Source organism: Gordonia abscondita, assembly GCF_032711245.1.
Taxonomy (GTDB): Bacteria; Actinomycetota; Actinomycetes; order Mycobacteriales; family Mycobacteriaceae; genus Gordonia.
This window is the reverse complement of record NZ_CP128986.1, coordinates 597,043-622,776: the sequence shown is the minus strand read 5'-3', so window position 1 is coordinate 622,776 and position 25,734 is coordinate 597,043. Positions and strand designations below refer to the sequence as shown.

24 protein-coding genes are annotated in these 25,734 nt (G+C 66.0%); 10 read left to right on the top strand and 14 right to left on the bottom strand.

Annotated elements, in window-relative coordinates; all coding sequences use genetic code 11:
• Positions 1–10: 10 nt before the first annotated feature.
• Together MP11Mi_RS02845 and MP11Mi_RS02840 are read right to left on the bottom strand one after the other, a co-directional pair.
• Entirely contained in the window at positions 11–2,383 is a 2,373-nt protein-coding gene (locus MP11Mi_RS02845; RefSeq protein ID WP_420041987.1) for a glycoside hydrolase family 65 protein, read from the bottom strand.
• Between the two features lie 88 nt (positions 2,384–2,471).
• Positions 2,472–3,176, bottom strand: coding sequence for an HAD family hydrolase (locus MP11Mi_RS02840; protein WP_420040811.1), 705 nt, complete (start codon positions 3,174–3,176; stop codon positions 2,472–2,474).
• A gap of 124 nt (positions 3,177–3,300) precedes the next feature.
• Between MP11Mi_RS02840 and MP11Mi_RS02835 the strand changes: the two genes are divergently transcribed.
• Genes MP11Mi_RS02835 through MP11Mi_RS02810 form a run of 6 tightly spaced genes read left to right on the top strand, consistent with a single transcriptional unit; the run spans position 3,301 to position 10,045 of the window.
• Positions 3,301–4,152: a TatD family hydrolase gene (locus MP11Mi_RS02835; RefSeq protein WP_420712829.1), complete on the top strand. Its 852-nt coding sequence runs from the start codon at positions 3,301–3,303 to the stop codon at positions 4,150–4,152.
• A gap of 56 nt (positions 4,153–4,208) precedes the next feature.
• The gene (locus MP11Mi_RS02830) at positions 4,209–5,321 is read left to right on the top strand and encodes a transglycosylase family protein (protein ID WP_420040810.1); all 1,113 of its coding nucleotides are present in this window, start codon (positions 4,209–4,211) and stop codon (positions 5,319–5,321) included.
• The gene (gene rsmA, locus MP11Mi_RS02825) at positions 5,285–6,211 is read left to right on the top strand and encodes a 16S rRNA (adenine(1518)-N(6)/adenine(1519)-N(6))-dimethyltransferase RsmA (protein ID WP_420712828.1); all 927 of its coding nucleotides are present in this window, start codon (positions 5,285–5,287) and stop codon (positions 6,209–6,211) included. The genes MP11Mi_RS02830 and rsmA overlap by 37 nt, the downstream gene beginning before the upstream one ends.
• Positions 6,211–7,137, top strand: a complete 927-nt coding sequence (locus MP11Mi_RS02820) for a 4-(cytidine 5'-diphospho)-2-C-methyl-D-erythritol kinase (RefSeq protein WP_420040808.1) — start codon at positions 6,211–6,213, stop codon at positions 7,135–7,137. The genes rsmA and MP11Mi_RS02820 overlap by 1 nt, the downstream gene beginning before the upstream one ends.
• A gap of 58 nt (positions 7,138–7,195) precedes the next feature.
• Positions 7,196–9,028 carry an ABC-F family ATP-binding cassette domain-containing protein gene (locus tag MP11Mi_RS02815; RefSeq protein ID WP_420040807.1) on the top strand — a complete coding sequence of 611 codons (1,833 nt, stop codon included), beginning with the start codon at positions 7,196–7,198 and terminating at the stop codon, positions 9,026–9,028.
• Between the two features lie 15 nt (positions 9,029–9,043).
• Complete coding sequence (locus MP11Mi_RS02810) at positions 9,044–10,045, top strand: enoyl-CoA hydratase/isomerase family protein (protein WP_420040806.1); 1,002 nt, start codon at positions 9,044–9,046, stop codon at positions 10,043–10,045.
• Positions 10,046–10,105: 60 nt separating this feature from the next.
• On the opposite strand, the gene MP11Mi_RS02805 is transcribed toward MP11Mi_RS02810, so the two are convergent.
• The 3 genes from MP11Mi_RS02805 to MP11Mi_RS02795 all read right to left on the bottom strand — a co-directional run bounded on the left by MP11Mi_RS02805 (position 10,106) and on the right by MP11Mi_RS02795 (position 13,470).
• Complete coding sequence (locus tag MP11Mi_RS02805) at positions 10,106–10,765, bottom strand: hypothetical protein (protein ID WP_420040805.1); 660 nt, start codon at positions 10,763–10,765, stop codon at positions 10,106–10,108.
• 1 nt (position 10,766) lies between these two features.
• Positions 10,767–12,374, bottom strand: coding sequence for a peptide chain release factor 3 (locus MP11Mi_RS02800; protein WP_420040804.1), 1,608 nt, complete (start codon positions 12,372–12,374; stop codon positions 10,767–10,769).
• Positions 12,375–12,450: 76 nt separating this feature from the next.
• Entirely contained in the window at positions 12,451–13,470 is a 1,020-nt protein-coding gene (locus tag MP11Mi_RS02795; RefSeq protein WP_420040803.1) for a beta-ketoacyl-ACP synthase III, read from the bottom strand.
• Positions 13,471–13,556: 86 nt separating this feature from the next.
• Between MP11Mi_RS02795 and MP11Mi_RS02790 the strand changes: the two genes are divergently transcribed.
• The 3 genes from MP11Mi_RS02790 to MP11Mi_RS02780 all read left to right on the top strand — a co-directional run bounded on the left by MP11Mi_RS02790 (position 13,557) and on the right by MP11Mi_RS02780 (position 16,126).
• Complete coding sequence (locus MP11Mi_RS02790) at positions 13,557–14,189, top strand: PadR family transcriptional regulator (protein ID WP_420040802.1); 633 nt, start codon at positions 13,557–13,559, stop codon at positions 14,187–14,189.
• A gap of 162 nt (positions 14,190–14,351) precedes the next feature.
• Positions 14,352–15,365 (top strand): ATP-binding cassette domain-containing protein, encoded by a 1,014-nt coding sequence (locus MP11Mi_RS02785; RefSeq protein ID WP_420040801.1) that lies wholly within the window; start codon positions 14,352–14,354, stop codon positions 15,363–15,365.
• Positions 15,365–16,126, top strand: coding sequence for an ABC transporter permease (locus tag MP11Mi_RS02780; protein ID WP_420040800.1), 762 nt, complete (start codon positions 15,365–15,367; stop codon positions 16,124–16,126). The genes MP11Mi_RS02785 and MP11Mi_RS02780 overlap by 1 nt, the downstream gene beginning before the upstream one ends.
• A gap of 35 nt (positions 16,127–16,161) precedes the next feature.
• On the opposite strand, the gene MP11Mi_RS02775 is transcribed toward MP11Mi_RS02780, so the two are convergent.
• From MP11Mi_RS02775 to MP11Mi_RS02755, 5 genes are all read right to left on the bottom strand, one after another.
• Complete coding sequence (locus MP11Mi_RS02775; RefSeq protein WP_420041985.1) at positions 16,162–17,232, bottom strand: beta-ketoacyl-ACP synthase 3; 1,071 nt, start codon at positions 17,230–17,232, stop codon at positions 16,162–16,164.
• Positions 17,233–17,354: 122 nt separating this feature from the next.
• Positions 17,355–18,605: an MFS transporter gene (locus tag MP11Mi_RS02770; RefSeq protein ID WP_420040799.1), complete on the bottom strand. Its 1,251-nt coding sequence runs from the start codon at positions 18,603–18,605 to the stop codon at positions 17,355–17,357.
• Positions 18,602–19,939 carry a GH1 family beta-glucosidase gene (locus tag MP11Mi_RS02765; protein WP_420040798.1) on the bottom strand — a complete coding sequence of 446 codons (1,338 nt, stop codon included), beginning with the start codon at positions 19,937–19,939 and terminating at the stop codon, positions 18,602–18,604. Before MP11Mi_RS02765 ends, MP11Mi_RS02770 begins: the two co-directional genes overlap by 4 nt.
• Before the next feature lie 108 nt (positions 19,940–20,047).
• A complete protein-coding gene (gene pth, locus MP11Mi_RS02760) occupies positions 20,048–20,614 on the bottom strand; it encodes an aminoacyl-tRNA hydrolase (protein ID WP_420040797.1) in 567 nt (188 codons plus the stop codon).
• Positions 20,615–21,226, bottom strand: coding sequence for a 50S ribosomal protein L25/general stress protein Ctc (locus MP11Mi_RS02755; RefSeq protein WP_420040796.1), 612 nt, complete (start codon positions 21,224–21,226; stop codon positions 20,615–20,617). It abuts the gene before it with no gap.
• A gap of 162 nt (positions 21,227–21,388) precedes the next feature.
• On the opposite strand from MP11Mi_RS02755, the gene MP11Mi_RS02750 reads away from it, so the two are divergent.
• Positions 21,389–21,826 carry a limonene-1,2-epoxide hydrolase family protein gene (locus MP11Mi_RS02750; protein WP_420040795.1) on the top strand — a complete coding sequence of 146 codons (438 nt, stop codon included), beginning with the start codon at positions 21,389–21,391 and terminating at the stop codon, positions 21,824–21,826.
• Between the two features lie 14 nt (positions 21,827–21,840).
• Here the strand turns inward: MP11Mi_RS02750 and arsC are convergent, their stop codons facing one another.
• From arsC to MP11Mi_RS02730, 4 genes are all read right to left on the bottom strand, one after another.
• The gene (arsC, locus tag MP11Mi_RS02745) at positions 21,841–22,182 is read right to left on the bottom strand and encodes an arsenate reductase (glutaredoxin) (RefSeq protein WP_420040794.1); all 342 of its coding nucleotides are present in this window, start codon (positions 22,180–22,182) and stop codon (positions 21,841–21,843) included.
• 185 nt (positions 22,183–22,367) lie between these two features.
• The gene (locus MP11Mi_RS02740) at positions 22,368–23,345 is read right to left on the bottom strand and encodes a ribose-phosphate diphosphokinase (RefSeq protein ID WP_420040793.1); all 978 of its coding nucleotides are present in this window, start codon (positions 23,343–23,345) and stop codon (positions 22,368–22,370) included.
• 3 nt (positions 23,346–23,348) lie between these two features.
• Entirely contained in the window at positions 23,349–24,821 is a 1,473-nt protein-coding gene (gene glmU / locus MP11Mi_RS02735) for a bifunctional UDP-N-acetylglucosamine diphosphorylase/glucosamine-1-phosphate N-acetyltransferase GlmU (RefSeq protein WP_420040792.1), read from the bottom strand.
• A gap of 45 nt (positions 24,822–24,866) precedes the next feature.
• Positions 24,867–25,574 (bottom strand): GntR family transcriptional regulator, encoded by a 708-nt coding sequence (locus MP11Mi_RS02730; protein WP_420040791.1) that lies wholly within the window; start codon positions 25,572–25,574, stop codon positions 24,867–24,869.
• Between the last annotated feature and the right edge of the window lie 160 nt (positions 25,575–25,734).

Sequence of the window (25,734 nt, the reverse complement as noted above, 5' to 3'; positions counted from 1 at the left end):
CCCAGGATAGTCAGAGGGACCGGCGGTACGGTTCGCACCCTGGGGGAGCGGTCGGCGGATGCTGAGCGGTCGGCGACGAGATCGGTTTACGGACGGGTGCATCGCCGAGCACGAAGCGCTCCCCGTGGTGCGCCAGTTCGATAGTCGGCCCCGACATCAGACGGTACGTCGCCGAGGAGGCGTCGACGGCGACGACGATCCGCGATTCGCGGATCACCATGCGGAAGCTCATATACGTGAGCTGGCGGGGCAGTCGCGGGGCGAATGTGATGGTTCCGCCGAAGTCGCGCATGCCGCCGAAACCGGCGACACAGTCGGTCCACGCACCGGCGAGCGCCGCGATGTGAAGACCCGACGAGACATTCGCGTGGAGATCGTGGAGGTCGGTGAAGACTGATTCGCTCATCAAGTCGTATGCGAGGTCGAGGTAGCCGACCTCGGCAGCGGTCACGGCCTCACAGCACGCCGACAGCGACGAGTCGCGGACAGTGATCGGATAGTAGTAGTCGAAGTTCGCGAGTTTCTGCGCGGCAGTGAAACGGTCGCCGAACAGGTACATGGCGAACACCAGGTCGGCCTGCTTCACGACCTGCTTGCGATACAAATCGTAGTACGGGTAATTCAACAACAGCGGGTATCTGCCGCGGGAGCGTTCGAAATCCCAGCGGGCCAGGAGCGTGAACGCCTCCGACTGCTGGTGGACGCCGAGCGACTCGTCGTACGGGATCGCCATGTCGTCGGCGCACGAGGTCCACAGCGCCGTCTCGGTGCTGGTGACATCGAGGTCGCGGGCGACGCTCGGATGCCTGCCGACGGAGGCCACCGCGTCACGCAGCGCCTGCTGCGCGGCGAGATTGGTGAACAGGTTGTTGTTAACGATCGCCGTGTACTCGTCGGGTCCGGTGATGCCGTCGATGCGAAAACGGCCATTGGCGTCATGGTGGCCAAGTCCCGCGAAGAACCGTGCGATCTCGACGAGCAGTTCGACGCCGCACTCGACCTCAAACGCCTCGTCGCCGGTCGCCCGGATGTAGCGGGCCGTCGCGTTCGCGATGTCGGCCGACACATGGACTCCCGCGGTGCCCGCGGGCCAATAGCCCGAACATTCGTCACCGTTGATGGACCGCCACGGGAACATCGCACCCGACTCGCCGAGTTCGGCGGCGCGCGCCTTCGCCTTGTCCATGGTTCCGTGACGCCACCGGAGTTCCTCGCCTGCCGCGGCGGGCACCGTGTACGTCAGCATCGGCAGGATGAACGTCTCGGTGTCCCAGAACGTGTGGCCGTCGTAGCCCGGACCGGTCAGCCCTTTGGCGGGGATCGCCCGCGACTGACCGCGAGCGCCCGCCTGCAGGACGTGGAACAGCGAGAACCGGATCGCCTGCTGCATCTCGGAGTCGCCGTCGATCTCGATATCGGCATCGGCCCAGAAATCGTCGAGATAGGCGATCTGCTCGGCTTTGAGGGCCTCCCAGCCGGTCTCGCGGCCCATCGCGATCGCGGCGTCCACCTGGGCGCGGAGCGCTGGGACGCTGCGACGTGCGGACCAGCCGTAGCCGAGGAACTTGGTGACGACGATCTTCGAACCCTGCGGAACGGTCGCCGCGACGGTGAGCCGGGCGAGGTCACCGTCGGCGCGAACCGAGGTGTCCCCGGTGGCAGGCAGTTCAATCTCGTGATCCATCGCGGCCGCGACGGACAACCCCGATCGTGATGTGTGGTGGACGAGGACCGCCGAGTAGTCCTCACAGTCGGCGAGGTCGGCGACCAACGGCGTGTCGAGCGCGGCGGCCAGACGGGGATCGTCGGCGGCCGACTTGCCGCCGGGACCGCCGATCGGCTCGTTGGCGAGTAGATCGGACTGAAGCACCAGCTTCATGTCCTCGCCGATCGGTTCGACCTCGTAGCGGATCGCCGCGACCGTGCGCTTGGTGAACGACACGAGACGTTCGGAGCGGATGCGGACGGTGCGTCCGGTCGGTGACGTCCACAACGTCTCCCGCTTGAGAGTGCCGGTCCGGAAGTCCAGCACCCGTTCGTGCTGCACGGTGCTCCCGTACCGAAGGTCCATCGGCTCGTCTTCGACGAGGAGACGGATGATCTTGCCGTCGGTGACGTTCACGACGGTCTGCCCCGACTCCGGATAGCCGTAACCGCTCTCCGCGTATGGCAGGTCGCGCAGTTCGTAGAAGCCGTTCAGGTAGGTCCCCGGCACGTCGACCGGTTCGCCCTCCTCGAACGTCCCGCGCAGGCCGATATGGCCGTTCGAGAGGGCGAAGAGTGCCTCGGTGCGCCCGATGGTGTCGATGTCGAAGCCGCGCCACCGCAATTCCCATGGGTGCACGTCGAACCCGTGGTCGGGGCGCGTCCCGTGAGTCGGCACGTGCAACGTGTCGGGGTGGCTCGAGGTGTCGCCGTGCGTGGTGTGCACGAGTTCGGCGGTGATCGGGTCCGTCACTGGCGAGAATCCTTCAGCTCTGCAAGAGGTCGTCGAGGTCTGTCACGACGATAGATGCACCGGCGGTGCGCATCGACTGGGCCTGGTCGCCGCCCACTCGGTCGATGCCGACGACGTAGCCGAACGAGCCGGCTGAACCGGCGGTGACACCGGAGATAGCGTCTTCGAAGACGGCGGCGTGTGCGGGCTGAACGTGCATCAGCTGTGCGCCGCGCAGATACGAGTCGGGGGCGGGTTTGCCCGCCAAGTTCTCGTCGACGATCGTGTTGCCGTCCACTCGGTGTTCGACGAACTCGGTGAGGCCCGCCGCGTCGAGGACCGTCTCGCCGTTGCGCGAGGAGGTGACCACCGCGATCCGCAGCCCGGCCGCGCGTGCCGCGGTCAAATAGCGCACCGAACCCGGGTATGCGGTGACTCCGTCGCGGTCCAGGACGGCCAGGAACTCGGCGTTCTTGGCCTCGGCGATCCCGGCTGCTGTCGCGTCGCTGACGGTGATTCCGCGTGAGTCGAGGAAACTGCGGACTCCGTCCAGGCGCGGTCGGCCGTCGACGAAGTCGAGATAGTCGCGGTCGGTGAACGGCCCCGACTGGTCGCCGCGTTCAGCGAGGAACGCGTCGAACGCGTTCTTCCACGCGGCCTGGTGAAGGACGGCGGTCGTCGTCAAAACGCCGTCCAGGTCGAAGAGTGCGACGGTGATGTCGTCAGGTAGCCCCAGCACCGGTACGACGCTACCGTTCTCCGGTGAGTCGTGCGCGACGGCGCGACTGGTTCACCGACACGTAATCGTCGCGAAACAGGCTGCCGCGGGCGAGCGTCGTCGGCGGATGCGGCACAGTGGGCGTGTGAGTTCCAGCAAGAAGGATCGCCGCAAGACACCGCCGCCCGACCCGGTGCCGTTACCGGGGCTGATCGACGCGCACACGCATCTCGCGGCGTGCGGTGGCCGTACGGCCGAGGCCGTCCGCGCGATCCTCGACCATGCGGAGGCGGTTGGCGTATCGCATGTGGTGACGGTCGCCGACGACATGGTCGACGCGCGGTGGGCGGTCGCGGCCGCGCATTGGGATCCGCGGGCGTACGCCGCCGTCGGACTGCATCCGACGCATGCCGCCGATCTCGACGACACGGCACGCGCCGAACTCGAAGAGATGGTGACCGACGAGCGAGTCGTCGCGGTCGGTGAGACGGGGCTCGACTACTACTGGACGTCGCGGTCGGACGACTGTGCCGATCCGGCGACCCAACGAGACGCGTTCGCCTGGCACATCGACCTCGCCAAGCGCACCGGCAAGGCGCTGATGATCCACAACCGCGACGCCGATCGAGACCTGTTGGACGTATTGGCCGCGGAGGGCAGCCCGGACACCGTCGTCATGCACTGCTTCTCCGGAGACCGCCACATCGCCGCTGAATGCGTCGATCGCAACTACTACTTGAGCTTTTCCGGCACTGTGACGTTCGGCAACTCTGACGAATTGCGTGTCGCAGCCGACGTCACCCCGGCGGAGCTGATGCTGGTGGAGACCGACGCCCCCTTTCTGACCCCGCATCCCTACCGTGGCCAGCCCAATCAGCCTTATTGCCTTCCTTACACGGCGCGTGTTTTAGCGTCAGTGAAGGGGTTCGACGACCACGAGATGGCTGCCGTCCTGGCGGCGAACACGAGACGGGCTTACTCGTTAACGTTGCGGTAACCACACCCCGTTCGTTACCGTATCGTGATCCCGTAACCCGTCAGGATGAATGAGCCTTGTCTGTCTTCACACGTATCAACGCGTCCACTTCCATGCGCGCCCGCCTCGCGGTGGCCGCAGTCGCCTCCACCGTGGCGGCTGGTGCGATAACCGGTGCCGTGATGCATCGTGAGGTGACTCTCGCCGTCGACGGTGAAGAGACCACTGTGCAGACCATGGCGCTGTCGGTCGAGGACGTCCTCAATGACAACGGTGTCGAGCCGGTCAGTGGCGACCTGATCAGCGCGCCGCTGTCCAGCTCGTTGAGCGATAACCAGAAGATCATCGTCGACCGTCTCAAACAGGTGACGCTGCTCATCGACGGCAAACCGGAGACCGTGACGACCAACGCATCGAACGTCCGCGAGGTCCTCGCGGAGCAGGGACTGAGCGCCAGTGCCGTCGAGGGCAACCTTGACTCCCCGCTTCCAGTCGAGGGCGGTGACCTCGACGTGATCCTGCCGAAGCGTGTCGTCCTGCGCGACGGCACCGACGTATCGCGGCCGACGATCGCCGCGAAGACGGTCGCCGACCTCCTGGACGCGTCCGGCAACCCGCTCTCACCCACCGACAAGGTGGTCCCCGCCGCAGGCACCCCGGTCAGCAAGGACATGGTCATCAAGGTGACCCGTATCCGCACCGAGGAAGTCACGGTCGACGAGGACGTGAAGTCCCCGGAGATCGAGAAGAAGGACCCCGAACTGATCACCGGCAAGCGCGAGGTCACCGAGAAGGGCAAGCCCGGCAAAGCCAAGGTGACGTACAAGGTCACCACGCGTAACGGCAAGGTCATCAACAAGGTCAAGCTCACCGAGCAGGTCCTTCAGAAGCCGACACCCAGTACCGTCCGAGTCGGGACCAAACCGGGTGCGCCGCACGTACCGTTCGGCGTGTGGGATCGTCTCGCGCAGTGTGAGTCGACAGGCAACTGGGCGGTCAACAGCGGAAACGGATTCTACGGCGGCATCCAGTTCGACCAGAACACCTGGGACCGTTGGGGTGGGCAGGAATACGCCCCGCGCGCCGACCTCGCGACCCGCGAAGAGCAGATCGCAGTCGCCAAGAAGACCCAGGCCGCGCAGGGCTGGGGAGCGTGGCCGTCGTGCACGTCGCAGCTGGGGATGCGCTGACGCCTATCCTGGGGTCTATGCCTCCCCGACTCCTCGGTCCGGCCGAGATCCGCGCGCTGGCCGCGGACCTGGACGTCCGACCCACGAAGACGCTCGGACAGAACTTCGTCCACGACGCGAACACGGTGCGCCGCATCGTGACATCGTCCGGAGTCGGAGCAGACGACGTCGTCCTCGAAGTGGGGCCGGGTCTGGGGTCCCTGACCCTGGCGCTGCTCGGCGCAGCGGGCCGAGTCGTGGCCGTCGAGATCGATCCGAAACTGGCGGCACGTCTGCCCCAGACCATCGCCGAGTACGCACCCGACCAGGTGAACGCGTTCGACGTCGTCACCGCCGACGCGCTCACTGTCGAACCAGCCGATCTGCCCGTCGCGCCGACTGCGCTGGTTGCGAACCTGCCCTACAACGTCGCCGTCCCCGTCCTGCTGAATCTGATGGCGAAGTTCCCGACGCTGAAGACCGCGCTCGTCATGGTGCAGGCGGAAGTCGCCGACCGCCTCGCCGCCACCCCAGGGGGCCGCATCTACGGGGTACCGAGCGTCAAGGCGAGGTATTACGGCGACGTCTCCCGCGCGGGCTCGATCGGCAAACACGTGTTCTGGCCGGAGCCGAAGATCGAATCGGGCCTCGTCCGGATCGAACGGACTGACCGGTTCGGCCTCGACCCCGAGCACCGCCGTCTCACCTTCGCGGCGATCGATGCGGCGTTCGCGCAACGACGCAAGACCATGCGGTCGGCGTTGGCGACGTGGGCCGGAAGCCCGGCTCGTGCGGAAGAACTCCTCCGCGCCGCCGACATCGACCCGCAGATCCGCGGGGAGCGGCTCGCCGTCGACGACTTCGTCCGGCTCGCCGAATCCGCAGCGTCAGCAGAGCGCCGCGAACCGTGATGATCGGTGGTGCAACCGCACGGGTCCCCGCGAAGATCAACCTGCATCTAGGCGTGGGACCGCTGCGCGACGACGGGTTCCACGAACTGGCGACGCTGTTCTGCGCGCTCGGCTTGTACGACGATGTGACCGTGCGCTCGGCCGACGCATTGAGTGTCACGGTAACCGGCGACAACCGTCGAGCAGTCCCGTCCGATGCCTCGAATCTCGCGGCGAAGGCCGTCGTCGCATTGGCCGAGCGGATCGGGCGCGAGCCGAACGTCACGATCGCCATCGACAAACACATTCCGGTAGCGGGTGGCATGGCGGGCGGTTCGGCCGACGCGGCGGGCGCACTGGTCGCCGCGGCTCGGCTGTGGCGGGTCGACCTGCCGCGCACCGAACTGCTCGACCTTGCGGCGACACTCGGCTCAGACGTTCCGTTCTCGTTGACCGGCGGCACCGCACTCGGCACCGGACGAGGAGAGCAACTGCTGCCCGTCCTGCACCGCGGCGAATTCCACTGGGTGCTCGCGGTGTCGGGCACCGGACTCTCGACGCCCGACGTCTACCGGGAACTCGACCGGCTGCGCGTCGGCGGGGACCGCACGTCCGACGCGTTGACGACTCGGCCCGACGACCTGATGGTGGCGATCGCGTCCGGCGATGTGCACGCGGTGGCCCCATTGCTTCACAATGATCTGCAGCCGGCCGCGCTGTCGCTGCAACCGCTGCTGCGCAGGACGCTGCGGGCCGGCCGAGAGGCTGGGGCCTTGGCGGGCATCGTCTCGGGTTCCGGACCGACGTGCGCGTTCTTGTGCGCGGACGCAGATGCCGCGGTCCGGGTCGCCGCTGAACTATCCGGCTCGGGCGTGGCCAAAGCGGTCCGGACGGCGTCGGGCCCGGTCGCCGGAGCGCGACTGGTGCCAGTCGACGGCGCACACTGATCTCACACAGGGGCCGGATCTGGCACATACGGGTCCGGCACATACGAAACGGGAGTACATGGCCTCGGTCAACAACGGCACCAACACCTCGCTGATCACCGCGGAGAAGATCAGCAAGAGCTTCGGTATCAAACCGTTGCTCGACGAGGTGAGCGTCGGCGTGCACGAGGGCGAACGGATCGGCGTCGTCGGGCTCAACGGCGGAGGCAAGACGACTCTGCTCGAGATCCTCGCCGGTATCACCGAACCCGACGACGGTCGGGTGTCCCGGGTCGGCGGGGCCGTCGTCTCGACGGTCACCCAACGCGGCGAGATGCCCGCCGACCGCACGGTCGCCGACGTCGTCGTCGGAGTCGGGGTCGCCGAACACGAGTGGGCATCGGACGCTCGGATTCGCGGGATCGTCGAAGGCATCGGCGTCGACGGACTACTCGACCGCAAGGTCGGCGAATTGTCCGGTGGGCAGCGCCGCCGCACCGCGTTGGCGGCCGCGCTGGTGACCGACGCCGACCTGCTGATCCTCGACGAACCGACCAACCACCTCGACATCGAAGGCGTCTACTGGCTGGCCGAGCACCTGACGAACCGGAGCAGTGCGCTGATCGTCGTGACGCACGACCGCTGGTTCCTCGACACTGTCGCGACCCGCACCTGGGAGGTGCACTCCGGCCGCGTCGACGAGTACGACGGCGGCTACAACGACTGGGTGTTCGCCCGCGCCGAACGCGTCCGCCAGGCCGACGCAGCCGAGGAGCGTCGCCGCAACCTGGCGCGCAAGGAGCTCGCATGGCTGCGACGCGGCGCACCCGCGCGGACGTCGAAGCCGAAGTATCGGGTGGAGGCCGCCGAGAAGCTGATCTCGGACGTCCCACCGCCGCGTGACAGCGTTGCGTTGTCGGCGTTCGCCAAACGCCGTCTCGGGCGTGTCGCGATCGAGTTGGAGGACGCGCAGCTGCGGACGCCGTCGTCGAACGGCGAACCGGGCCGCGTGCTGCTGGAGGACACGACGTGGCGGTTGGCTCCGGGGGAGCGGATCGGTCTGGTCGGCGTCAACGGCTCCGGCAAGACGACACTGTTGCGCGCGCTCGCGGGCGACGTTCCAGTGGAGCCAGGCAAGCGCATCGAAGGCAAGACGGTCTCCATCGGCTGGCTCCGGCAGGAACTCGACGATCTCGACGAGTCGCTGCGCGTCCTCGACGTCGTCGAGAACGTGGCAGGCCACATCATGTTGGGCGATAAGGAGGTGTCGGCCAGTCAGTTGGCCGAGCGTCTCGGGTTCTCGCCTGCCCGGCAACGCACTCCCGTCGGCGACCTGTCCGGTGGTGAGCGACGTCGACTCCAACTCACCGTCGTCCTGATGGGCGAGCCGAACGTCCTGCTGCTCGACGAGCCGACCAACGACCTCGACATCGACACCCTCCAACAGGTCGAGGACCTCCTCGACTCATGGGCGGGCACGCTCGTCGTGATCAGCCACGACCGCTACCTGGTGGAACGGATCTGTGACTCCATGTGGGCACTGTTCGGCGACGGCAGGCTGACGAACCTGCCGCGCGGCATCGACCAGTACCTCGAACGGCGGGCCGTGGACGCGCAGAAGACGCCGAGGTCCTCGGCGAAGGCAGCGAAGACCGCGTCGGCCGATCAATCGTCGTCCGACGTCACGATGTCGGCGGCCGAACATCAGTCGGCGCGCAAAGAGTTCAACGCCGTCGAACGCAAGATGGAAAAGCTTTCCGTGCAGGTCGCGAAGTTGCACGATCAGATGGCTGCACACGATCAGAGTGACTACACCGCTCTCGGTGAACTCACCGAGAAGCTGCGGGCCGCGCAGGCCGACACCGAGCAGCTCGAAGAGCGTTGGCTGGAGCTCTCGGAGATCGTCGGCTGACGTAGCGTGGTGGCCATGTCTTACATCCGTACCTCGGTGAGCAACGGTGTCGGCGAGATCGTTCTCGACCGGCCGAAGGCCCTCAACGCGCTCGACCAATCGATGATCGACGACCTCCACGACACTCTCGTCGCGTGGGGTGACGATGACGCCGTCGAGACGGTTCTCGTCACGTCGGCGAGTGACCGTGCGTTCTGTGCGGGCGGCGACATCCGCGCCATCCGGGACAGCGCGATCGATGGCGACACGGCAGCCGTCACCAAGTACTTCGCCAGCGAGTACCGGGTGAACCAGATGATCGCCGAATACCCGAAGCCGTACGTCGCGTTGATCGACGGCGCCGCGATGGGCGGCGGCCTCGGCATCAGCGTGCACGGCGAAATTCGCATCGTCACCGAGAAGGCGATGATCGCGATGCCGGAGACAGCCATCGGCTTCTTCCCAGACGTTGGCTCCACCTATTTCTTGTCGCGTCTGCCCGCTGGCGTCGGCATGTGGCTCGGACTGACCGGTGCGCGGCTGCGCGGCGCGGACGCCGTCGCTGTCGGCCTCGCGACGCACTATGTGCCGTCCGACGCTCTAAGCGGCGTCGCGGACGCCATCCGATCGGGTGCCGGTCTCGCCGAGGCTCTCGCGGACCACCGTGATCCGGTCGAGTCGACGCTGCCGCTCCGGAAGATCGCCGACTATTTCGGCGATGTCAGCGTCGACGGTGTGGTCGGCGGTTTGCGCGGCGCGGTCGGCGACGAGTGGGCCGAAGAGATGGTGACCCTCCTGGGGTCGGCGTCGCCGACGAGTCTGTTCGTCACCGCGCGGCTCCTCGAACTCGGTGAGGCGTCCTCGCTAGCCGAATGTCTGGAGCGCGAACTGTCGACCGCGGAGAAGATCACCGCCCACCCCGACTTCGCCGAAGGCGTCCGTGCGGTCCTCGTCGACAAGGACCGGAATCCGTCCTTCCTCCCGTCGACCATCGAAGAGGTGTCCGCAGAGTCCATCGCGGCCCTCGTCAACGAATAGCGCCCGCCCGCTCGATCGAGTCCGCACTTCGACTCGCTGATCGTGCGGAGTCGAGATCGACTATCGTCCCACCTCGAACCGTCCGGACAGCGTGGCGGTACGCGGCGACGATGGCGGTGCGGGTTCTTCGTCGTACGGGACATCGTCGGACGGGGAGAACGGATTGGCGTCCTGCGCGATCGCTTCGGGGCACTCGAAGCGGCCAGCTGCGTGTTTCTCGGTCACTTGGGTGAGAGCAAGCGAACACGTCGATGCCGCATAGTAGGCGCCGTCGACGGAGACTCCGACTTTCGCGCTGATCGGGTCCGTCAGCCTGCGCGCGGGAGGGGAGCCGGGTATGCGTCCGCCGGTGAGCGCGGAGGCCAGGAACTCGAACTGGGCGCCTTCTCCGCCGCCCCCGGAGAAAGTAAAGAGCAGGGTGTCGGGTGGGACCTCGACGGCGGCGTTGCCCCATTTGGTGAACTCGACGCACTGGTCGTTGCCGCGCGACGGTTCGATTTTGACCTGCATCACGCCGTGCGCGTACCGCAGGCCGTACGCGCTGCGGTCGATTCTTCCGGTTCGGGTGGCGGCGTCGCAGTCGTCGAGTGCGAGCCGCGGTGCTTCGGACGGTTGTGCGGGGCGCGACGGTTCGTCGGGGTCGGACGATCCGCACGCCGTCAGTGCGGACGCGCAGGCGGCCGCGAATATGACCGGGGTCGCCGCCCGCCGCATTCGCATGTCAGTCGGCCGCGGCGACGAGCGGCTCAAGGACGAGGTCGGCGTGCTCCTTCTCGATGTACTGGAGACGCCATTTGTCGCTGAACAACGCTAGGATCGCGCCGTCGCTGCGAGTGAAGACTTCTACGCCCCGCTGCTTGGTGAGCTCGGGTGCACTTGCCTCGTCGGTTCGGCGGGCCAGTGAATAGCCGAGGGGTTCGATGATGGTGTCGACATTGAACTCGGCCTTCATCCGGGCGGTCACGACCTCGAACTGCATGGGGCCGACGGCCGCGAGAACCGGTGACGCGTCGCCGCGCAGATCGTTGCGCAGCACCTGGACGACGCCTTCGGCGTCGAGCTGGTCGATGGCCTTGCGGAACTGCTTGTACTTGTCGGCCGTCGTCACGCGCAGCGACGAGAAGTGTTCGGGCGCGAACGACGGGATCGGCGGGTACTGGACTTTGGGATCCAGATAGAGGGTGTCGCCGGGGGCGAGCGCCATCGCGTTGACGAGGCCGACGACGTCGCCGGGGTAGGCGGTGTCGACGGTCGCGCGGTCGCGGCCGAAGACAGCTTGCGCGTACTTGGTCGCGAACGGTTTACCGGTCTGAGCGTGGTTGACCACCATGCCGCGCTCAAACTCGCCGGACACGATGCGCATGTAGGCGAGGCGGTCGCGGTGTGAGCTGTCCATGCCGGCTTGCACTTTGAAGACGACGGCGCTGAACGGGTCGGTCACTTCGCGGGTGCTCTCGTCGATCGCAACGCGCCCGCGCGGCGGGGGAGCGAACTCGACGAGTGCCTCCAGCAGTTGGCGGACACCGAAGTTGAGCATCGCCGACGTGAAGATCATCGGTGACGTCTGGCCAGCGAGGAACATCTCCTGGTCGTGGTCCTGGCCGAGTTCGCCGAGAAGTTCACTCTCTTCTGAGGCTGCGGTCCATGCCACGTCTTCGACGGCGAGCGCGGTATCGGCGTCGAGGATGTCCTCGGGCGCGATCTTCGCGCCACCGGCCGTGCGCGTGAACTTGATGTACTTGCCGGTGCGTCGGTCGAGCAGCCCGCGGTAGTCGCCCGCGATGCCGACCGGAACGTACAGGGGAGTCGGGATGAGGCCGATGCGTTCGCTGATCTCGTCGATCAGCTCCAACGGCGTCTGGCCGGGGCGATCCCACTTGTTGACGACGGTGATCACCGGGATGCCGCGGTGGCGGCACACTTGGAACAGTTTCAACGTCTGTGGCTCGAGGCCCTTCGCCGCGTCGATGAGCATGACGGCGGCGTCGACCGCAGTCAGTACGCGGTAGGTGTCCTCGGAGAAGTCGGAGTGGCCCGGGGTGTCGACGAGGTTGATGACGTGCGGGAACTCGTCGTCGTCGCTCTGCGCCGAGTACTTGAACTGGAGGGCGGTGGAGCTCACGGAGATACCGCGCGCCTTCTCCATCTCCATCCAGTCCGACACGGTCGAACGTCGTCCGCCCTTGCCGTGGACGGCGCCCGCTTCGCTGATCATGCGGGCGTGCAACGCCAACGCCTCGGTCATCGTTGACTTGCCTGCGTCGGGGTGGGAGATGATGGCGAACGTGCGACGGCGCTTGACTTCACGCCCGATGACCTCGGAACTCACTCGTCTACGCTATCGGGCCGCAGGTAGTTGCGGCAAAACAGCGGGACGGGCGCGGAGCAGTGGAGCTCGACTCGCGTCACTCGAATGGGATCGGCGGCATGGTGACGACCTGAGCCGCGTAACTCAGACCCGCGCCGTAGCCGAGCAGTAGGGCGGTGTCGCCGGGCTTGGCCTGGCCGGTCGAGAGCATGGTCTCCATGGCGAGAGGGATCGATGCCGCCGAGGTGTTTCCGGTGGTCTCGATGTCGTTAGCGACGAGGGTCGTCTCCGGGAACTTGAGGCTCTTGGCGAGCAGTTCGTTGATGCGCGAGTTCGCCTGGTGAGGGACGAACACGTCGATCTCGGATGCGTCGACCTTCGCGACGTCGAGGGCGCGCTGCGCTGCTTTGCCCATCTCGAATGCGGCCCATCGGAACACTGCGGTGCCTTGGAGCCGGATGTACGGGCGCTGCGCGTGGTCGTCGCCGTCGAGGTAACTCAACCAGTCGATGTCCTGACGGATCGCGTCGAATTGGGTGCCGTCACTGCCCCAGACCACCGGGCCGAGGCCTTGCGTCTCGGTCGGGCCGACGACCACGGCGCCCGCGCCGTCGCCGAAGATGAAACAGTTGCCGCGATCAGTCATGTCGAGTGTCACCGACAGCTGCTCGGCGCCGATGACGAGGACGTTGGTGGCGCTGCCGCCGCGCACCATGTCGCCCGCCAGGGACATCGCATAGCCGAATCCGGCGCAGCCGACGGTCACATCGAACGCGGGGACACCGTTGGCGCCGAGTTCGGTCGCGATCTTCACCGCGCCGGCGGGCGTCTGCAACAGGTGTGTGTTCGTGGCGAGGACGACCGCGTCGATGTCGGCCCCGGACAGCAGCGCGTTCGCGATCGCGGTGCGACCGGCATTGACGCCCATCTCGACGACCGTCTCGTCACGCCGCGCGAAACGGCGCGACTTGATGCCGGTGCGCGTGAAGATCCACTCGTCAGACGAGTCGATGTTCTCGCAGATCTCATCGTTGCTGACGACACGTTCGGGCCGGTACGCGCCGATCCCGAGTATCCCGATCTTGCTGATACCAGTCGCCTCATGCAGTTGGACCATGAACGATCTCCTTCGAGTTCCTCGTCTGTGACTCTCACGGTCTCACGTAAAACGGGCTACCGAGAAGTACCGGCTACCGTAAAGGTATGTCTGCAGGTACGACGCGGCTGTTACTGCTCGGCGCGGTGAGCCTGTTCGAGCCGGTCAACGGCTACCAGATCCGTCGGGAACTCTTGTCGTGGCGCGTGGACGAGTGGGCGAGCACCCGGCCGGGATCTATTTATCACGGGTTGCGCAGGTTGGCAGAGGACGGACTGCTGCGCGCGACGACCGTAGACGTCGATGGCCGCGACGTCGTGGTCTACGAGATCACGCCGGACGGCCGCACGAGATTGGAGACGTTGATCGTCGAATCTATCGAGTCGGTCAATGTGTTCGACCGCCGAGCATTCCTCGCCGCCTTCAGCCTCTTGCCTGCGCTCGGCGAGAAACGGGCCAGGGAATCGATGACCAAGCGGCGCGCAGCGCTTGTCGACGAGCTCGACGAATTGGTCGCGGGCCGGTCCAATGAGTACTCGCCGCCGCACGCCAAACGCACCGTGGACCTGTGGACTCGACTGGCGTGTACCGAACGCGACTGGATCGACGCAGTGTTCAAGGGGTGGGACGACGACATGCAGTCGACGTTCGACGCCTCATGGGCGCCGCCCGCCGACGACCCGGGCACCGAGATGCTCGTCGAACGCGACCGATACCTCCGTGCGCTACGCACCCGCTGATCGCCGCGCCTGCACCTCGCCCGCTGAGTACGTCGCCGCTGAGTACGTCGCATCGCTCTGTCGGACCCTCCTGCTAAACCTGTTGACACGCTCGAAAGACGCGAACATTATTGAGTTGGTCAAATTTGAACACGGGGTTAATCCGGAGGAAGTGACTCGCGAATGATCCACGCCAGGGGACTCGTCCAGACGTTCACCACAGGAAGAGGCAAGCAGGCCAAACAAGTTCGTGCGGTCGACGGCGTCGACCTCAATATCGCCGAAGGAGAGGTCGTCGGCTTCCTCGGCCCCAACGGTGCGGGCAAGACCACCACACTCCGTATGCTGACCACGCTCCTTCGACCGACAGAGGGCACCGCGACCGTCAACGGTTACGACGTCCTCACCCAACCGGTCCAAGTCCGACGCAGCATCGGCTACGTCTCGCAGGCCGGTTCGACGTTCTCGCAGGCATTGGCGGGCGATGAGGTCAGCGACCACGGCCAGTTGTACGGGATGTCGCGGCGCGACGCCGTCGCCCGAGGTAAGGCGTTGTTCAACGAACTCCAACTCGACGGGCTATGGGATCGCATGCCCAAGAACATGTCGGGTGGCCAGAAGCGTCGCCTCGACATCGTCATGGGCTTGATCCATGATCCGACCCTGGTGTTCCTCGACGAGCCGACCACCGGACTCGATCCGCAGGCTCGCGCCAACCTGTGGGAGCACATCGCCAAGCTGCGGTCGGAGCGTGGCGCGACGGTGTTCCTCACTACGCACTACCTCGACGAGGCTGACGCGTTGTCCGATCGCATCCTCATCATCGACAACGGCCGCATCGTCGCAGCCGACACCCCGGAGAACCTGAAGTCGCAGGTATCCGGTGACCTCGTGCGCCTCGAGTTTGGCGACGTGTCGCATGTCGCGGGAGCGGCGACATCGCTCGAGACGATCGGCACCGACGTTCAGATCGACGGGACGGCGGTGAGCGCGCGCGTCCGCGGATCGGGCCGGGTGGTACCGGGCCTCCTCCGCGACCTCGACTCCCGCGGTGCTGTCTTGGAGGGCATCGAGATCGTCAAACCGACGCTCGACGACGTGTTCCTCACCTTGACCGGTCGTTCGCTACGCGACGACACCCCGGCCGAGGACCCGTCGACCGACGCGCCCGTCGGCACCGAGAAGGAGGCCGTGTGATGGCGTTCGCCACTGAATCGTATGTCGTGTTCCGCCGTCAGTTGCGGATGAACCTGCGCAACCCGGCCTGGGTGCTGATCGGCATCATGCAACCGGTGATGTACCTGCTGTTGTTCGGTCCGCTATTGAAGCCACTGGTCACGCAGTTCCCTGGCGCGGGCGACAACGCATACACGTTCTTCGTTCCCGGACTACTCGTCCAGTTGGGCATCTTCGGTGCGATGTTCGCGGGCTTCAGCCTCATCGGCGAATGGCGCGAAGGAGTCATCGAAGCTGAACGTGTGACCCCGGCGAGCCGCACCGCGCTGCTGTTCGGGCGCATCCTGCGCGACCTGGTGCAACTGCTGGTCCAGGCGCTCATCCTCGTCGGCCTCGGCTACGCGATGGGCATGCGAGGCTCGATCGGCGGAGTGTTCGTCGGCGTCGTTATCACGTTGCTCGTCGGTGGGGCGTGCGCTGCGGCGTCGAACGCGTTGGCGTTGACCACCAAGAGCGAGGACGTCATGGCGCCGGTCATCAATATGGTAATGATGCCGATCCTGCTGCTGTCGGGCATCCTGCTGCCGATGACGATCGGCCCGGACTGGTTGCAGCGGATCAGCGACTTCATTCCGTTCCGGTGGATCACCGACGGTGTCCGCAGCTCGTTCCTCGGCGACGTCATATCGAGCCAGGTCGGCTGGGGCTTTCTCGCCGCACTAGTCCTGAGCGCACTCGGCACCTGGTGGGGAACCGCCGTGTTCCGGAAGGAGAACGCGTAGGCCGCTTGTCGTCGCGGCCCGCCCCGGTGCGGCTCCTACGGGAGTCGAAGGTGCTTGGCGAGGGGGCCGGGCTTCGCGTCGGCGAGGCCGTCGAAACTCGTGATCTTCGGGGCGGGAGGCATCGCGACGACAGCGCCGGCGTAGCTCAGTCCGGCACCGAACCCCAGCATGAGCGCGGTCTCGCCGCCCTTGGCCTTACCGGTCGCCAGCATCTCCTCCATCGCGAGCGGGATCGACGCGGCAGAAGTGTTGCCGGTGTTCTCGATGTCGTTGGCCATCGGCAGATCGTCGGCGAACCCGAGGTTCTTCTTCATCAGGTCGTTGATGCGCGCGTTGGCCTGGTGCGGGATGAACACCTCGATGTCGTCGACCCCGGCGCCGGACGTGGTCAACAACGTCGACAGTGCTTTGGGCAGGGTGATCGCGGCCCACCGGAAGACCCGTGGGCCCTCCATCCGAATCACCATGCGGCCGACCGGATCGCTCTCGGGGTCCTTGCCCTGGTACTCCACTGCGCGCGCCATGTACGAGACGGTGTCGAAGTTCTGAATAATGGCCTCGGCACTATTGCCGTCGCTACCCGACTCGATCGCCGAGATGCCGTTGACGTCGCTCGGACCGACTACGACAGCGCCGGCGCCGTCGCCGAAGATGAAGCCGGTCGACCGGTCCGTGACGTCCAGGCCGACAGACATGGTTTCGGCGCCGATGACGACGGCGTACGTGGCGCCACCCGCGCGAATCGCGTCGGCTGCGACACCGAGCGCGTATCCGAAACCGCCGCATCCGGCGGAGACGTCGAACGCGGAGACCCCGTTGAGACCGATGTCGGCCGCGACGAGCGGTGCGCCGTGCGGGACGTTGTAGGGCCAACTGCTGGTCGCCATGATGACCAGGTCGATCTTGTCTCGGTCGACGCCCGAGTTTTCGATCGCGCGGTCGGCGGCCGCCGCCGACATGCTGCGCATCGACTCGTCCCCGCTGATCCAGCGGCGGTTGTGAATGCCGCTGCGTTCAAAGATCCACTGGTCGGACGAGTCGAGAACGGTGCAGAGTTCGTCGTTCGTCACGAGCCGCGCGGGCCGGTATGCGCCGATGCCGAGCATCGCCACGTTGGGCTTCCAGGGCGGGGTAACCAGTGTCGCCAAGAGGTCAATCCTTCATGCTCGAACCGGTGCCACGTCGCACCGGAGTCTGGGGGAATTCTACGTCCGCGGCATTCGACCCATCAGACCAGGTTTGTTTCTCGGGCGCGAAGGGTGATCAGTCCGCCGAGGATCGACAGTACGCAGGCCGCGGCGAACACGAGCCAGAACCCGCCGACCAGGGCGACCATTCCGGCACCGAGCACCGGGCCGAGAAGTTGGCCGAGTGCGGCTGCGACATTGACGATGCCGAGGTCACGGCCGTGGTCCTGCTCGTGGGGCAGCAGGTCGGTCGCGAAGGCGAGGCCGGCCGTGGAAAACGCGCCGTAGCCGACCCCCATGATCGCCGCAGCGATCATCGTCGCGGTAAATGTCGGACTGGCGACGACGACAATGCCTGCCACTGACTGGACGAGGGCCGCAGCAACCGTCAAGGCACGACGGTGTCCGCGGCGATCGGCGATCAGTCCGGACAGGATCGACGCGCCGACGACGAATACCGTGTACACGACGACGAGAATCAGCAGGTTGTCTTCGGCATCGGCTTTGGGCTGCCCGAGCCCGTACATCAGGAAGAACAGGAACAGACTCGTTCCCAATGCATTGCCGATGTTGGTGATGAGGCGAGCGGTCAGCATCCACACGAAGTCCCGGTCGCGAAATGACGCCCACCGATCCCGGCGCTCGCCGACGGCGAGCTGCGTGCGAGGCACGACCGGATCGGGCAACCCGAACGCCGCCCACGTGCCGACCACGGCCATCAGAGCGGCGAGCAGCAGGTACCCGGGCAGCACGTCGAGCCCGAAAAGGACGATGACGCCGACGCCGAGCACGATACCGAGCGCCTGTGACGAGCCGATCGCCGCCGACGCGCTGCCGCGCCTGTCCGGCGGCAGCTGGTCGGCCATGAGCGCCGCGAATGCGGCCGACGCGATACCGATGCCGATGCACACGCCGACCCACGCCGCGCCGACGAGCCACGGCCGATGCGCGAGACCGGTCAGGACCAGCGAGATCGCGATCAGCCATGTGCCGCCGAGCGCCCAGATGCGCCGTCGCCCGCCGAGACCGTACGGCATTCGAGCGCCGTCGGTCCGGTCGGAGACCGAACCCGCCAACGGTCCGGCGACGATGCCGGCGAGGCCGCCGATCCCGAGGATCAGACCGGAGACGACGACACCATGGATCCATTCGTCGCCGCCGTCGGAGACCTGGTCGTCCAACTGCAACGGAAGCAGCAACTGGAGGGGCGTCAGTTGGACCATCCAGACGACGAGCCAGGCCAGCGTGAACAACGTCATCCAGCGGCGACCGCCAGCAGTCGGGGCGCTCACGTGCGGTTCTGCGCGATCACTCGGCGATACCAGTCGTACGACGACTTCGGGGTGCGGCGAGCGGTCGCGAAGTCGACGTGCGTGAGGCCGAACCGTTGGGTGTAGCCGTCCGCCCACTCGAAGTTGTCCAGCAGCGACCAGACCGTGTATTCGTCCACTCGGATTCCGGCCGACATCGCTTCGCCGACCGCGCGGAGATGGCCGTCGAGGTAGGCGATGCGGTCGGCGTCGTCGATCGGGCCGTCGCAGGTGTCGGGTTCGGGGAACGACGCACCGTTTTCACTGATGACGATGGGCGGCAGATTCGGGTATCGCCTGGCGAATCCGACGAGGAGGTCGCGCAGTGCACTCGGCACGATCGGCCACTCGTCGCCGAAGCCGGTGACGGGCGCACCGGGCGTCGGGACGATCTCGAACGGGATCGGATTGTCTGGGCCGGGCGCGGTGACGGTCGTCGGATTGTAGAAATTGATCGCATAGAAGTCCGGCGGTGTCGAGATGATCTCCATGTCGCCGTCGATGATCGGCATGGCTGCGTCGATTCCGGGCAGATCCGGATATTCACCGGTAAGAATCGGGTCGGCGAACACGCGGTTGTGGATGGTGTCGTATGCGGCGGCCGCGGCCGCGTCTTCGGCGGTGTCGCGGAGCCCGAGCACATGGGTGTGATTGTTGGCGACGCCGACCGACTGGGCACCGTGCCCGCGGAGGATGCGGGCAGCGTGTCCGTGAGCCAGCAGTTGATGGTGGGCTGTCGCGAGCGCATCGAAGAGGAGGAATTCGCCGGGCGCCAACGAACCGATCGCATAGCCCTGGAGGGTCGTCATCGCGGGCTCGTTGACGGTGTACCAGTTCTCGACCCGGTCGCTGAGCCGCTGCGCGACCAGTTCGGCGTAGTCGGCGAACCGGCCGACGATGTCTCGGACCATCCAACCGCCTGCCTCATGAAGCGGAATCGGCAGGTCCCAGTGATAGAGCGTCGGGCACGGTGTGACGCCAGCGTCGAGGAGGTCGTCGACCAGACGTGAGTAGTAGTCCAACCCGGCGGCGTTGGCTGGGCCGGTGCCACTGGGCTGTACGCGTGTCCACGAGATGGAGAACCGGTAGCGATCTAGGCCGAGGCCCGCGGCGAGTGCGACGTCGTCGGCCCAGTGGTGGTAACTGTCGGGGCCGGGTTCCGCGGTGGCGCCGTCGACTACCTTTCCCGGGGTGTCGACCCAGGTGTCCCACACGGACGGGCCTCGGCCGTCTTCCGAGCGTGCGCCTTCGATCTGGAACGCTGCCGTCGCGGCAGACCACCGGATGCGGTGCGGGAGTACAGGGACGGGCTGCATATGGCTCCTTCGAGAACAACGATGTTGATCGATCGATCGATCAATGGTCGAGATCACCATCGCAGATCTGTGAAGTCGCCGGGGAGAGTCGGCGAAACTGCCATGCCGCTACCAGGCGTGGACGACGTTCTGTGCGGCTTCGAGCCCCTGCTTCACCAATGTTTCAGCGGCGTCGACGCCGTTGGCGATCAGTAGTTCCACGTCGGGTTTCGCGGCGGACGGGAATGATTTCAGGACGAAGTCGGCGGGATCCTGCCGCCCGGGCGGCCGCCCGATACCGAGCCGGACGCGCAGATAATCGCGAGTGCCGACGGCCGCGGTGATCGAGCGCAGTCCGTTGTGGCCGCCCTCGCCGCCGCCCAACTTGAGCCGGACTTGACCGAAGTCGATGTCGAGCTCGTCGTGCAGCACGATCAGGTCGGCGGGTGCGACGGAATAGTACGCGGCGAGCGGACCGATTTGGCGGCCGGTCACGTTCATGTAAGCGCGGGCTTTCGCGACCATTACTGGTTCGTCGCCGATCCGAACGGTCGCGGTCTCGGCGCCGGAACGCTTGTGCACCGAGTACTTCTCGCCATACGAGAAGACCAGGCTGTCGGCGACCATGGCGCCGATGTTGTGCCTGGTCTTCTCGTAAGTGGGACCGGGGTTGCCCAGTCCGACGATGAGCTTCACCTACTCGGCTGCGGCCTCGCCGGCTTCGGCTTCGGCCTCGGCGTCTTCCTCGTCAGTGGAAGCGGACTTGGCTTCGTTGATGGCGACGATCGCGTATTCGGCGTTGGTCACCAGGTCTGAACCTTCAGGCAGGTTCAGGTCGCCGGCGGTGATGATGGTGCCGGCCGCAGCGTTCTCGACGTCGACGACGATGTTCTCCGGGATGGCCAGAGCGTCGACCTCGACCTCGACGGAGCTGGCTTCCTGCACAGTGAGCGTGCCGCCCATCGGGATGCCTTCGACGATGACGGGGATGTCGACGATGACCTTCTCGCCGCGGCGGACGAGGAGGAAGTCGACGTGCTCGACGTAGTCGCGCAGCGGGTGGACGTCCACCTGGCGGGCCAGGGCGAGCTGCTTGGTGCCTTCGATGTCGAGGTCGATGACCGCATTGAGGCCGTAGTTACGCAGGATGGTGTTCAGCTCGAGCTTCGGGAGCAGCAGGTGCTGGGGGTCGGCGCCGTGGCCGTAGATGACCGCGGGGACTAGACCTTCGCGGCGCGCGCGGCGCGCGGCGCCCTTGCCCTTACCGGTGCGAACGGCGACGGCGAGCGACGGCGTGGAATTCGACATGTGATGTCCTCCAATAGATTTCGGTTCGGTGGCGCCGCGACGATGCGGCTCGACACGCAGAAACCGTTCGCCGTGAGCGGCGTGGAGGAGTCCGCAGTCGCGCCGATAACGGTGAACAATTCACCCTCGCCGAGACAACGGCGGCTAGCTTACCATGAGGTGATGACGTCACAGAATCCAGTTGACCTGGTCCGACACTTCCTCGCGGGCCTCGCGTCCGGTGATCTCCACGCAGCGCTCGCGGACGTCGACGAGAACATCGTCTACACGAACGTCTCGCTCCCCACAGTGCGCGGGATGGCGAAGTTCGCTCCGATTATGCATGGGTTGAATCGGCCGGGGTTCGGCTTCGACGTCGAGATCCTCGCGATAAGCGCTGACGCCGACGGCGTCGTCCTCACCGAACGCATCGACGAACTGAAATTCGGGCCCGTCCGTATGCGGTTCTGGGTGTGCGGACGTTTCGAGGTCCGTGAAGGACGGATCGCCGTCTGGCGTGACTACTTCGACTTCTTCGATTTCACCAAGGGAATCATCCGGGCTCTCGTCGGTGTTGTCGTCCCGCCGCTGAACCGAAAGATCAACAATTCTGCTGGTTGAGGTGAGCCGAGGATTTACAGGCTCTCGTCGATGTTCTCGATGGGTCGGGCTAGCCTGGTGCCCTTGTCGGTGACGACGAACGGGCGCTCAACGAGGACGGGGTGTTCGACCATCGCATCGAGGATTTCATTGTCCGTTGCGTCGGCGAGCCCGAGTTCGGTGTACACCGCTTCGCGTTTGCGGACTGCCTGGCTCGCGGTGAGCCCGGCGTCGGTGAACAGCTTCGCCAACTGGTCTCGAGTCCACCCGTCGGTCAAATACTTGACGACAGTGATGTCGGCTCCGGAGTCCTCGAGTTTCGCGAGGGTTTTACGCGACGTCGAGCAGCGGGGATTGTGATAGATCGTTGCGTCCACGGTGCAACGGTACCTCGGGTGGGTTCGCGACTCGGCTGATCCCGGCAGTGCCGATGGTGACCGCTTCGTCGGTGGATCTCTGGTTGCGCCGCGGGTGGATGGCGAACGACGCCGGGAGCGGGTCGCGGTCCTGGTGGATCGCGGCGGGCGCTCGCCGGCGTCGTCGTAGCTGGGTGGGACCGGGGCTACGCGATCCCGTTGAACAAGCTGGTGACCGAGCCGTTCTCGAAGACCTCACGGATCGTCCGCGCGAGCAGCGGAGCGATAGACAGAACGGTGAGGTTCTCGAACTGCTTGTCGTCGGTGATCGGGAGGGTGTCGGTCGCGACCACTTCGCGGGCGCCGCAGTTGGCGAGACGCTCGGCGGCCGGATGGGAGAACACGCCGTGGGTGGTCGCGATGATGACGTCGCCCGCACCCGCCTGCTTGAGGACTTCGACGGCGCCCGCGATGGTGCCGCCGGTGTCGATCATGTCGTCGATCAGCACGCATGTCTTACCGGACACTTCGCCGACCACTCGGTTCGACTTGATCTGATTCGGTACATCGGGGTCGCGGGTCTTGTGGACGAACGCCATGGGTGCGCCGTCGAGGGCGTCGGCCCACTTCTCGCCGACTTTGACGCGGCCGGCGTCCGGCGACACGACACAGATGTTGGAGGTGCCGTACTTGTTGCGCACGTACTCGGCGAGCTGACCCTGTGCGTGCATGTGATCGACGGGGCCGTCGAAGAAGCCCTGGATCTGATCGGTGTGCAGGTCGACGGTGATGATGCGGTCGGCGCCTGCGGTCTTGAACAGGTCGGCGATGAGTCGGGCCGAGATCGGTTCACGGCCGCGGTGCTTCTTGTCCTGGCGCGCATACGGGTAGAACGGCAGGACCGCGGTGATGCGTTTGGCCGACCCACGTTTGAGCGCGTCGATCATGATGAGTGTCTCCATGATCCACTGGTTCATCGGGTACGGGCAGCTCTGTAGGACGAACGCGTCGCTGCCGCGGACCGATTCCTCGAATCGCACGAAGGTCTCGCCGTTGGCGAAGTCGCGCGCCGTCTGTGGAGTGACGGGGATGCCGAGGGAGTCGGAGACGGCTTGGGCCAGTTCGGGGTGCGCGCGCCCCGCGAACAGCATGAGGTTCTTCTGATTGTCGGTAGTCCAACTCATCGGCTAGCTCTTATTCTCCTGGTCTCGACCGTCTTTGGCTCGGACTGCCGCGTCGGCGGCAGCCGTCCCGGGGCGCTTGGTGGGCACCCAGTCTTCAATGATGCGCTGTGATCCAGCGCTCACGGCCAGTGCACCCGACGGAACGTCCCCTCGGAGCACGGTACCCGCACCTGTGTACACACCGTCGCCGATCGTGAGTGGTGCCACGAACATGTTGTCCGAACCGGTCCGACAATGTGATCCGATGACCGTTCGATGCTTGTCGACGCCGTCGTAGTTGACGAAGACGCTCGACGCGCCGATGTTCGTGTACTCACCGATCTCGGCGTCGCCGACGTAGGTGAGGTGCGGGACTTTGGTGCCGGTGCCGATGTGCGCGTTCTTGGTCTCGACGAAGGCGCCGATCTTGCCTGTCTCGCCGAGGTCGGTGCCGGGCCGCAGGTAGGCGAAGGGGCCGACGGTGGCCCCAGCGTTGATGATTGCGCCCGAACCGTGGGTGCGGACGACGGATGCGCCTTCGCCGATGACGACGTCGGTGAGGGTGGTGTCTGGGCCGATGACGGCGTCGTCGGCGATCACGCAGTGTCCGCGCAATTGGGTGCCAGGTTCGATGTGCACGTCTTGGCCGAGGACGACTGCGACGTCGATCCACGTGGTCGCTGGGTCGACGATAGTGACGCCGGCCAGCATGTGGCGGCGGACGGTGCGGCGGTTGAGTTCGGCTCCGAGGTCGGCGAGCTGCGCGCGGTCGTTGCAGCCCGCGACGACCGCGGGATCGTCGACGATGTGGGCGCGCACGGTGCGCCCTGCGGTGCGCGCGATCTCGACGACGTCGGTCAGGTAGTACTCGCCTTGGGCGTTGTCGGTGGATAGGCCGGCGAGTGCGTCGCGGAGGACAGCGGCGTCGAAGGCGTAGATGCCCGCGTTCACCTCGTTGATGTCTCGTTGCGCATCGGTGGCGTCCTTGTGCTCGACGATGGCGGTGACCGAGCGGTCGCCGTCGCGGACGATGCGCCCGTATCCAGTGGGGTCGGCGGCGACGAAGCTGGTGAGCGTGACGGCGGCGCCGTCGCCGCTGGTGTGTGTCGCGACGAGTTCGGTCAGCGTCTGCGCGTCGAGGAGGGGAGCGTCCGCGACGGTGACGAGGACGGTTCCGTCGAATCCGGGGACCGCCGCCATTCCTGCGCGTGCGGCGTCGCCTGTGCCGAGCGGCGACTCCTGTTCGGCGATCACGATGTCGCGACCGAGAGTCCCTGCGACGGAGCCGATCTCGGCACTGACTTTCTCGCGTTCGTGGCTCACCACGCCGATGAGTGCGTCGGGGTAGATGCCGTCTGCGCCGTGCATGGCGTGTCCGACGAGCGACCGGCCGCCGATGCGGTGCAGGATTTTCGGAGTCTTCGATTTCATGCGCGTACCTGCACCGGCGGCCAGCACGATGACCGCGATTCCGGTCTGGCCGGGCTGTCTGCTCATGGATGGGTCCTTCACTCGACGCTGTTGACGGCTGCCGAGGAAATCCTACGCACCGGACTGCCGTTCCTCGTCGAGCCCCGGTCGGTCCTGCCAGAAGCCGCTTGCGCCGAGTCGTGCGATGAGCCGGTCGCGCGCATCGGTGAACACCGCTCGGGTCTCGGCGTGTATCCCTGGCTTGTCGTCGTCGCTGAGCATGGTGATGAGTCTTCGGTGACTGGCCACTGCGAGCCGGCCCCACTCGGGGTCTTGTGCGTACAACTCGAATGGGCTGTAGCGCGCCACCGAGGCCAGCAGCCGTGCGGCCTTGGGACTGTCGGACAATCGATAGACCCCACGGTGGAATTCGAACTCCGTCGCCGAGACTGTCGGGATGTCACCGGCGTCGACGGCGGCTTCCATTCGGTCGACGATCTCGCTCAGGCCGGGTAAGGCTGTGGACAGGTCCGGCCTCTCCGGCACGCGCATGGCCATCCGGGCACTCAGCTCGGCCTGCATCCAGAAGATGTCGATGACGTCTCTGCGGCTGAGTGCCTCGACGGCGAAGCCGCGATGCGCGTAACTTCGCACCAGACCTTCGCTGCGTAGGGTGACGAGGGCTTCGCGCACCGGGGTCACACTGCACCCGAACTCGACTGCTGCTTCATCGAGGCGGATGAAGTCGCCCGAGGCCAACTCGCCGGTCATGATCTTCCACCGCAGTCGATCGGCGACTTCATCGGTCAGTTGTTGTCGTACGGGGCCTGTTGTAGACACTCCCGGAATATACATATATGAAATATGACGTGCCGCGAGATTCGACCGCTCGTCGTGGCGGTTAGCCGCCCTCGCCCTGCTCGCGGTGATCGCTCCCGAGTCCGCGCAGTGGATTGCGTCGCATCTATGCCGGTGTCGGCCCGTATGGCCGATACGGAAT

Excerpts from the sequence above, each read along its gene's own strand:
- MP11Mi_RS02820 (WP_420040808.1), top strand. The coding sequence starts at position 6,211 with ATGATCGGTGGTGCAACCGCACGGGTCCCCGCGAAGATCAACCTGCAT.
- MP11Mi_RS02815 (WP_420040807.1), top strand. The coding sequence starts at position 7,196 with ATGGCCTCGGTCAACAACGGCACCAACACCTCGCTGATCACCGCGGAG.
- MP11Mi_RS02810 (WP_420040806.1), top strand. The coding sequence starts at position 9,044 with ATGTCTTACATCCGTACCTCGGTGAGCAACGGTGTCGGCGAGATCGTT.
- MP11Mi_RS02805 (WP_420040805.1), bottom strand. The coding sequence starts at position 10,765 with ATGCGAATGCGGCGGGCGGCGACCCCGGTCATATTCGCGGCCGCCTGC.
- MP11Mi_RS02795 (WP_420040803.1), bottom strand. The coding sequence starts at position 13,470 with ATGGTCCAACTGCATGAGGCGACTGGTATCAGCAAGATCGGGATACTC.
- MP11Mi_RS02790 (WP_420040802.1), top strand. The coding sequence starts at position 13,557 with ATGTCTGCAGGTACGACGCGGCTGTTACTGCTCGGCGCGGTGAGCCTG.
- MP11Mi_RS02785 (WP_420040801.1), top strand. The coding sequence starts at position 14,352 with ATGATCCACGCCAGGGGACTCGTCCAGACGTTCACCACAGGAAGAGGC.
- MP11Mi_RS02780 (WP_420040800.1), top strand. The coding sequence starts at position 15,365 with ATGGCGTTCGCCACTGAATCGTATGTCGTGTTCCGCCGTCAGTTGCGG.
- MP11Mi_RS02775 (WP_420041985.1), bottom strand. The coding sequence starts at position 17,232 with ATGCTCGGCATCGGCGCATACCGGCCCGCGCGGCTCGTGACGAACGAC.
- MP11Mi_RS02765 (WP_420040798.1), bottom strand. The coding sequence starts at position 19,939 with ATGCAGCCCGTCCCTGTACTCCCGCACCGCATCCGGTGGTCTGCCGCG.
- MP11Mi_RS02755 (WP_420040796.1), bottom strand. The coding sequence starts at position 21,226 with ATGTCGAATTCCACGCCGTCGCTCGCCGTCGCCGTTCGCACCGGTAAG.
- MP11Mi_RS02750 (WP_420040795.1), top strand. The coding sequence starts at position 21,389 with ATGACGTCACAGAATCCAGTTGACCTGGTCCGACACTTCCTCGCGGGC.
- MP11Mi_RS02740 (WP_420040793.1), bottom strand. The coding sequence starts at position 23,345 with ATGAGTTGGACTACCGACAATCAGAAGAACCTCATGCTGTTCGCGGGG.
- glmU (WP_420040792.1), bottom strand. The coding sequence starts at position 24,821 with ATGAGCAGACAGCCCGGCCAGACCGGAATCGCGGTCATCGTGCTGGCC.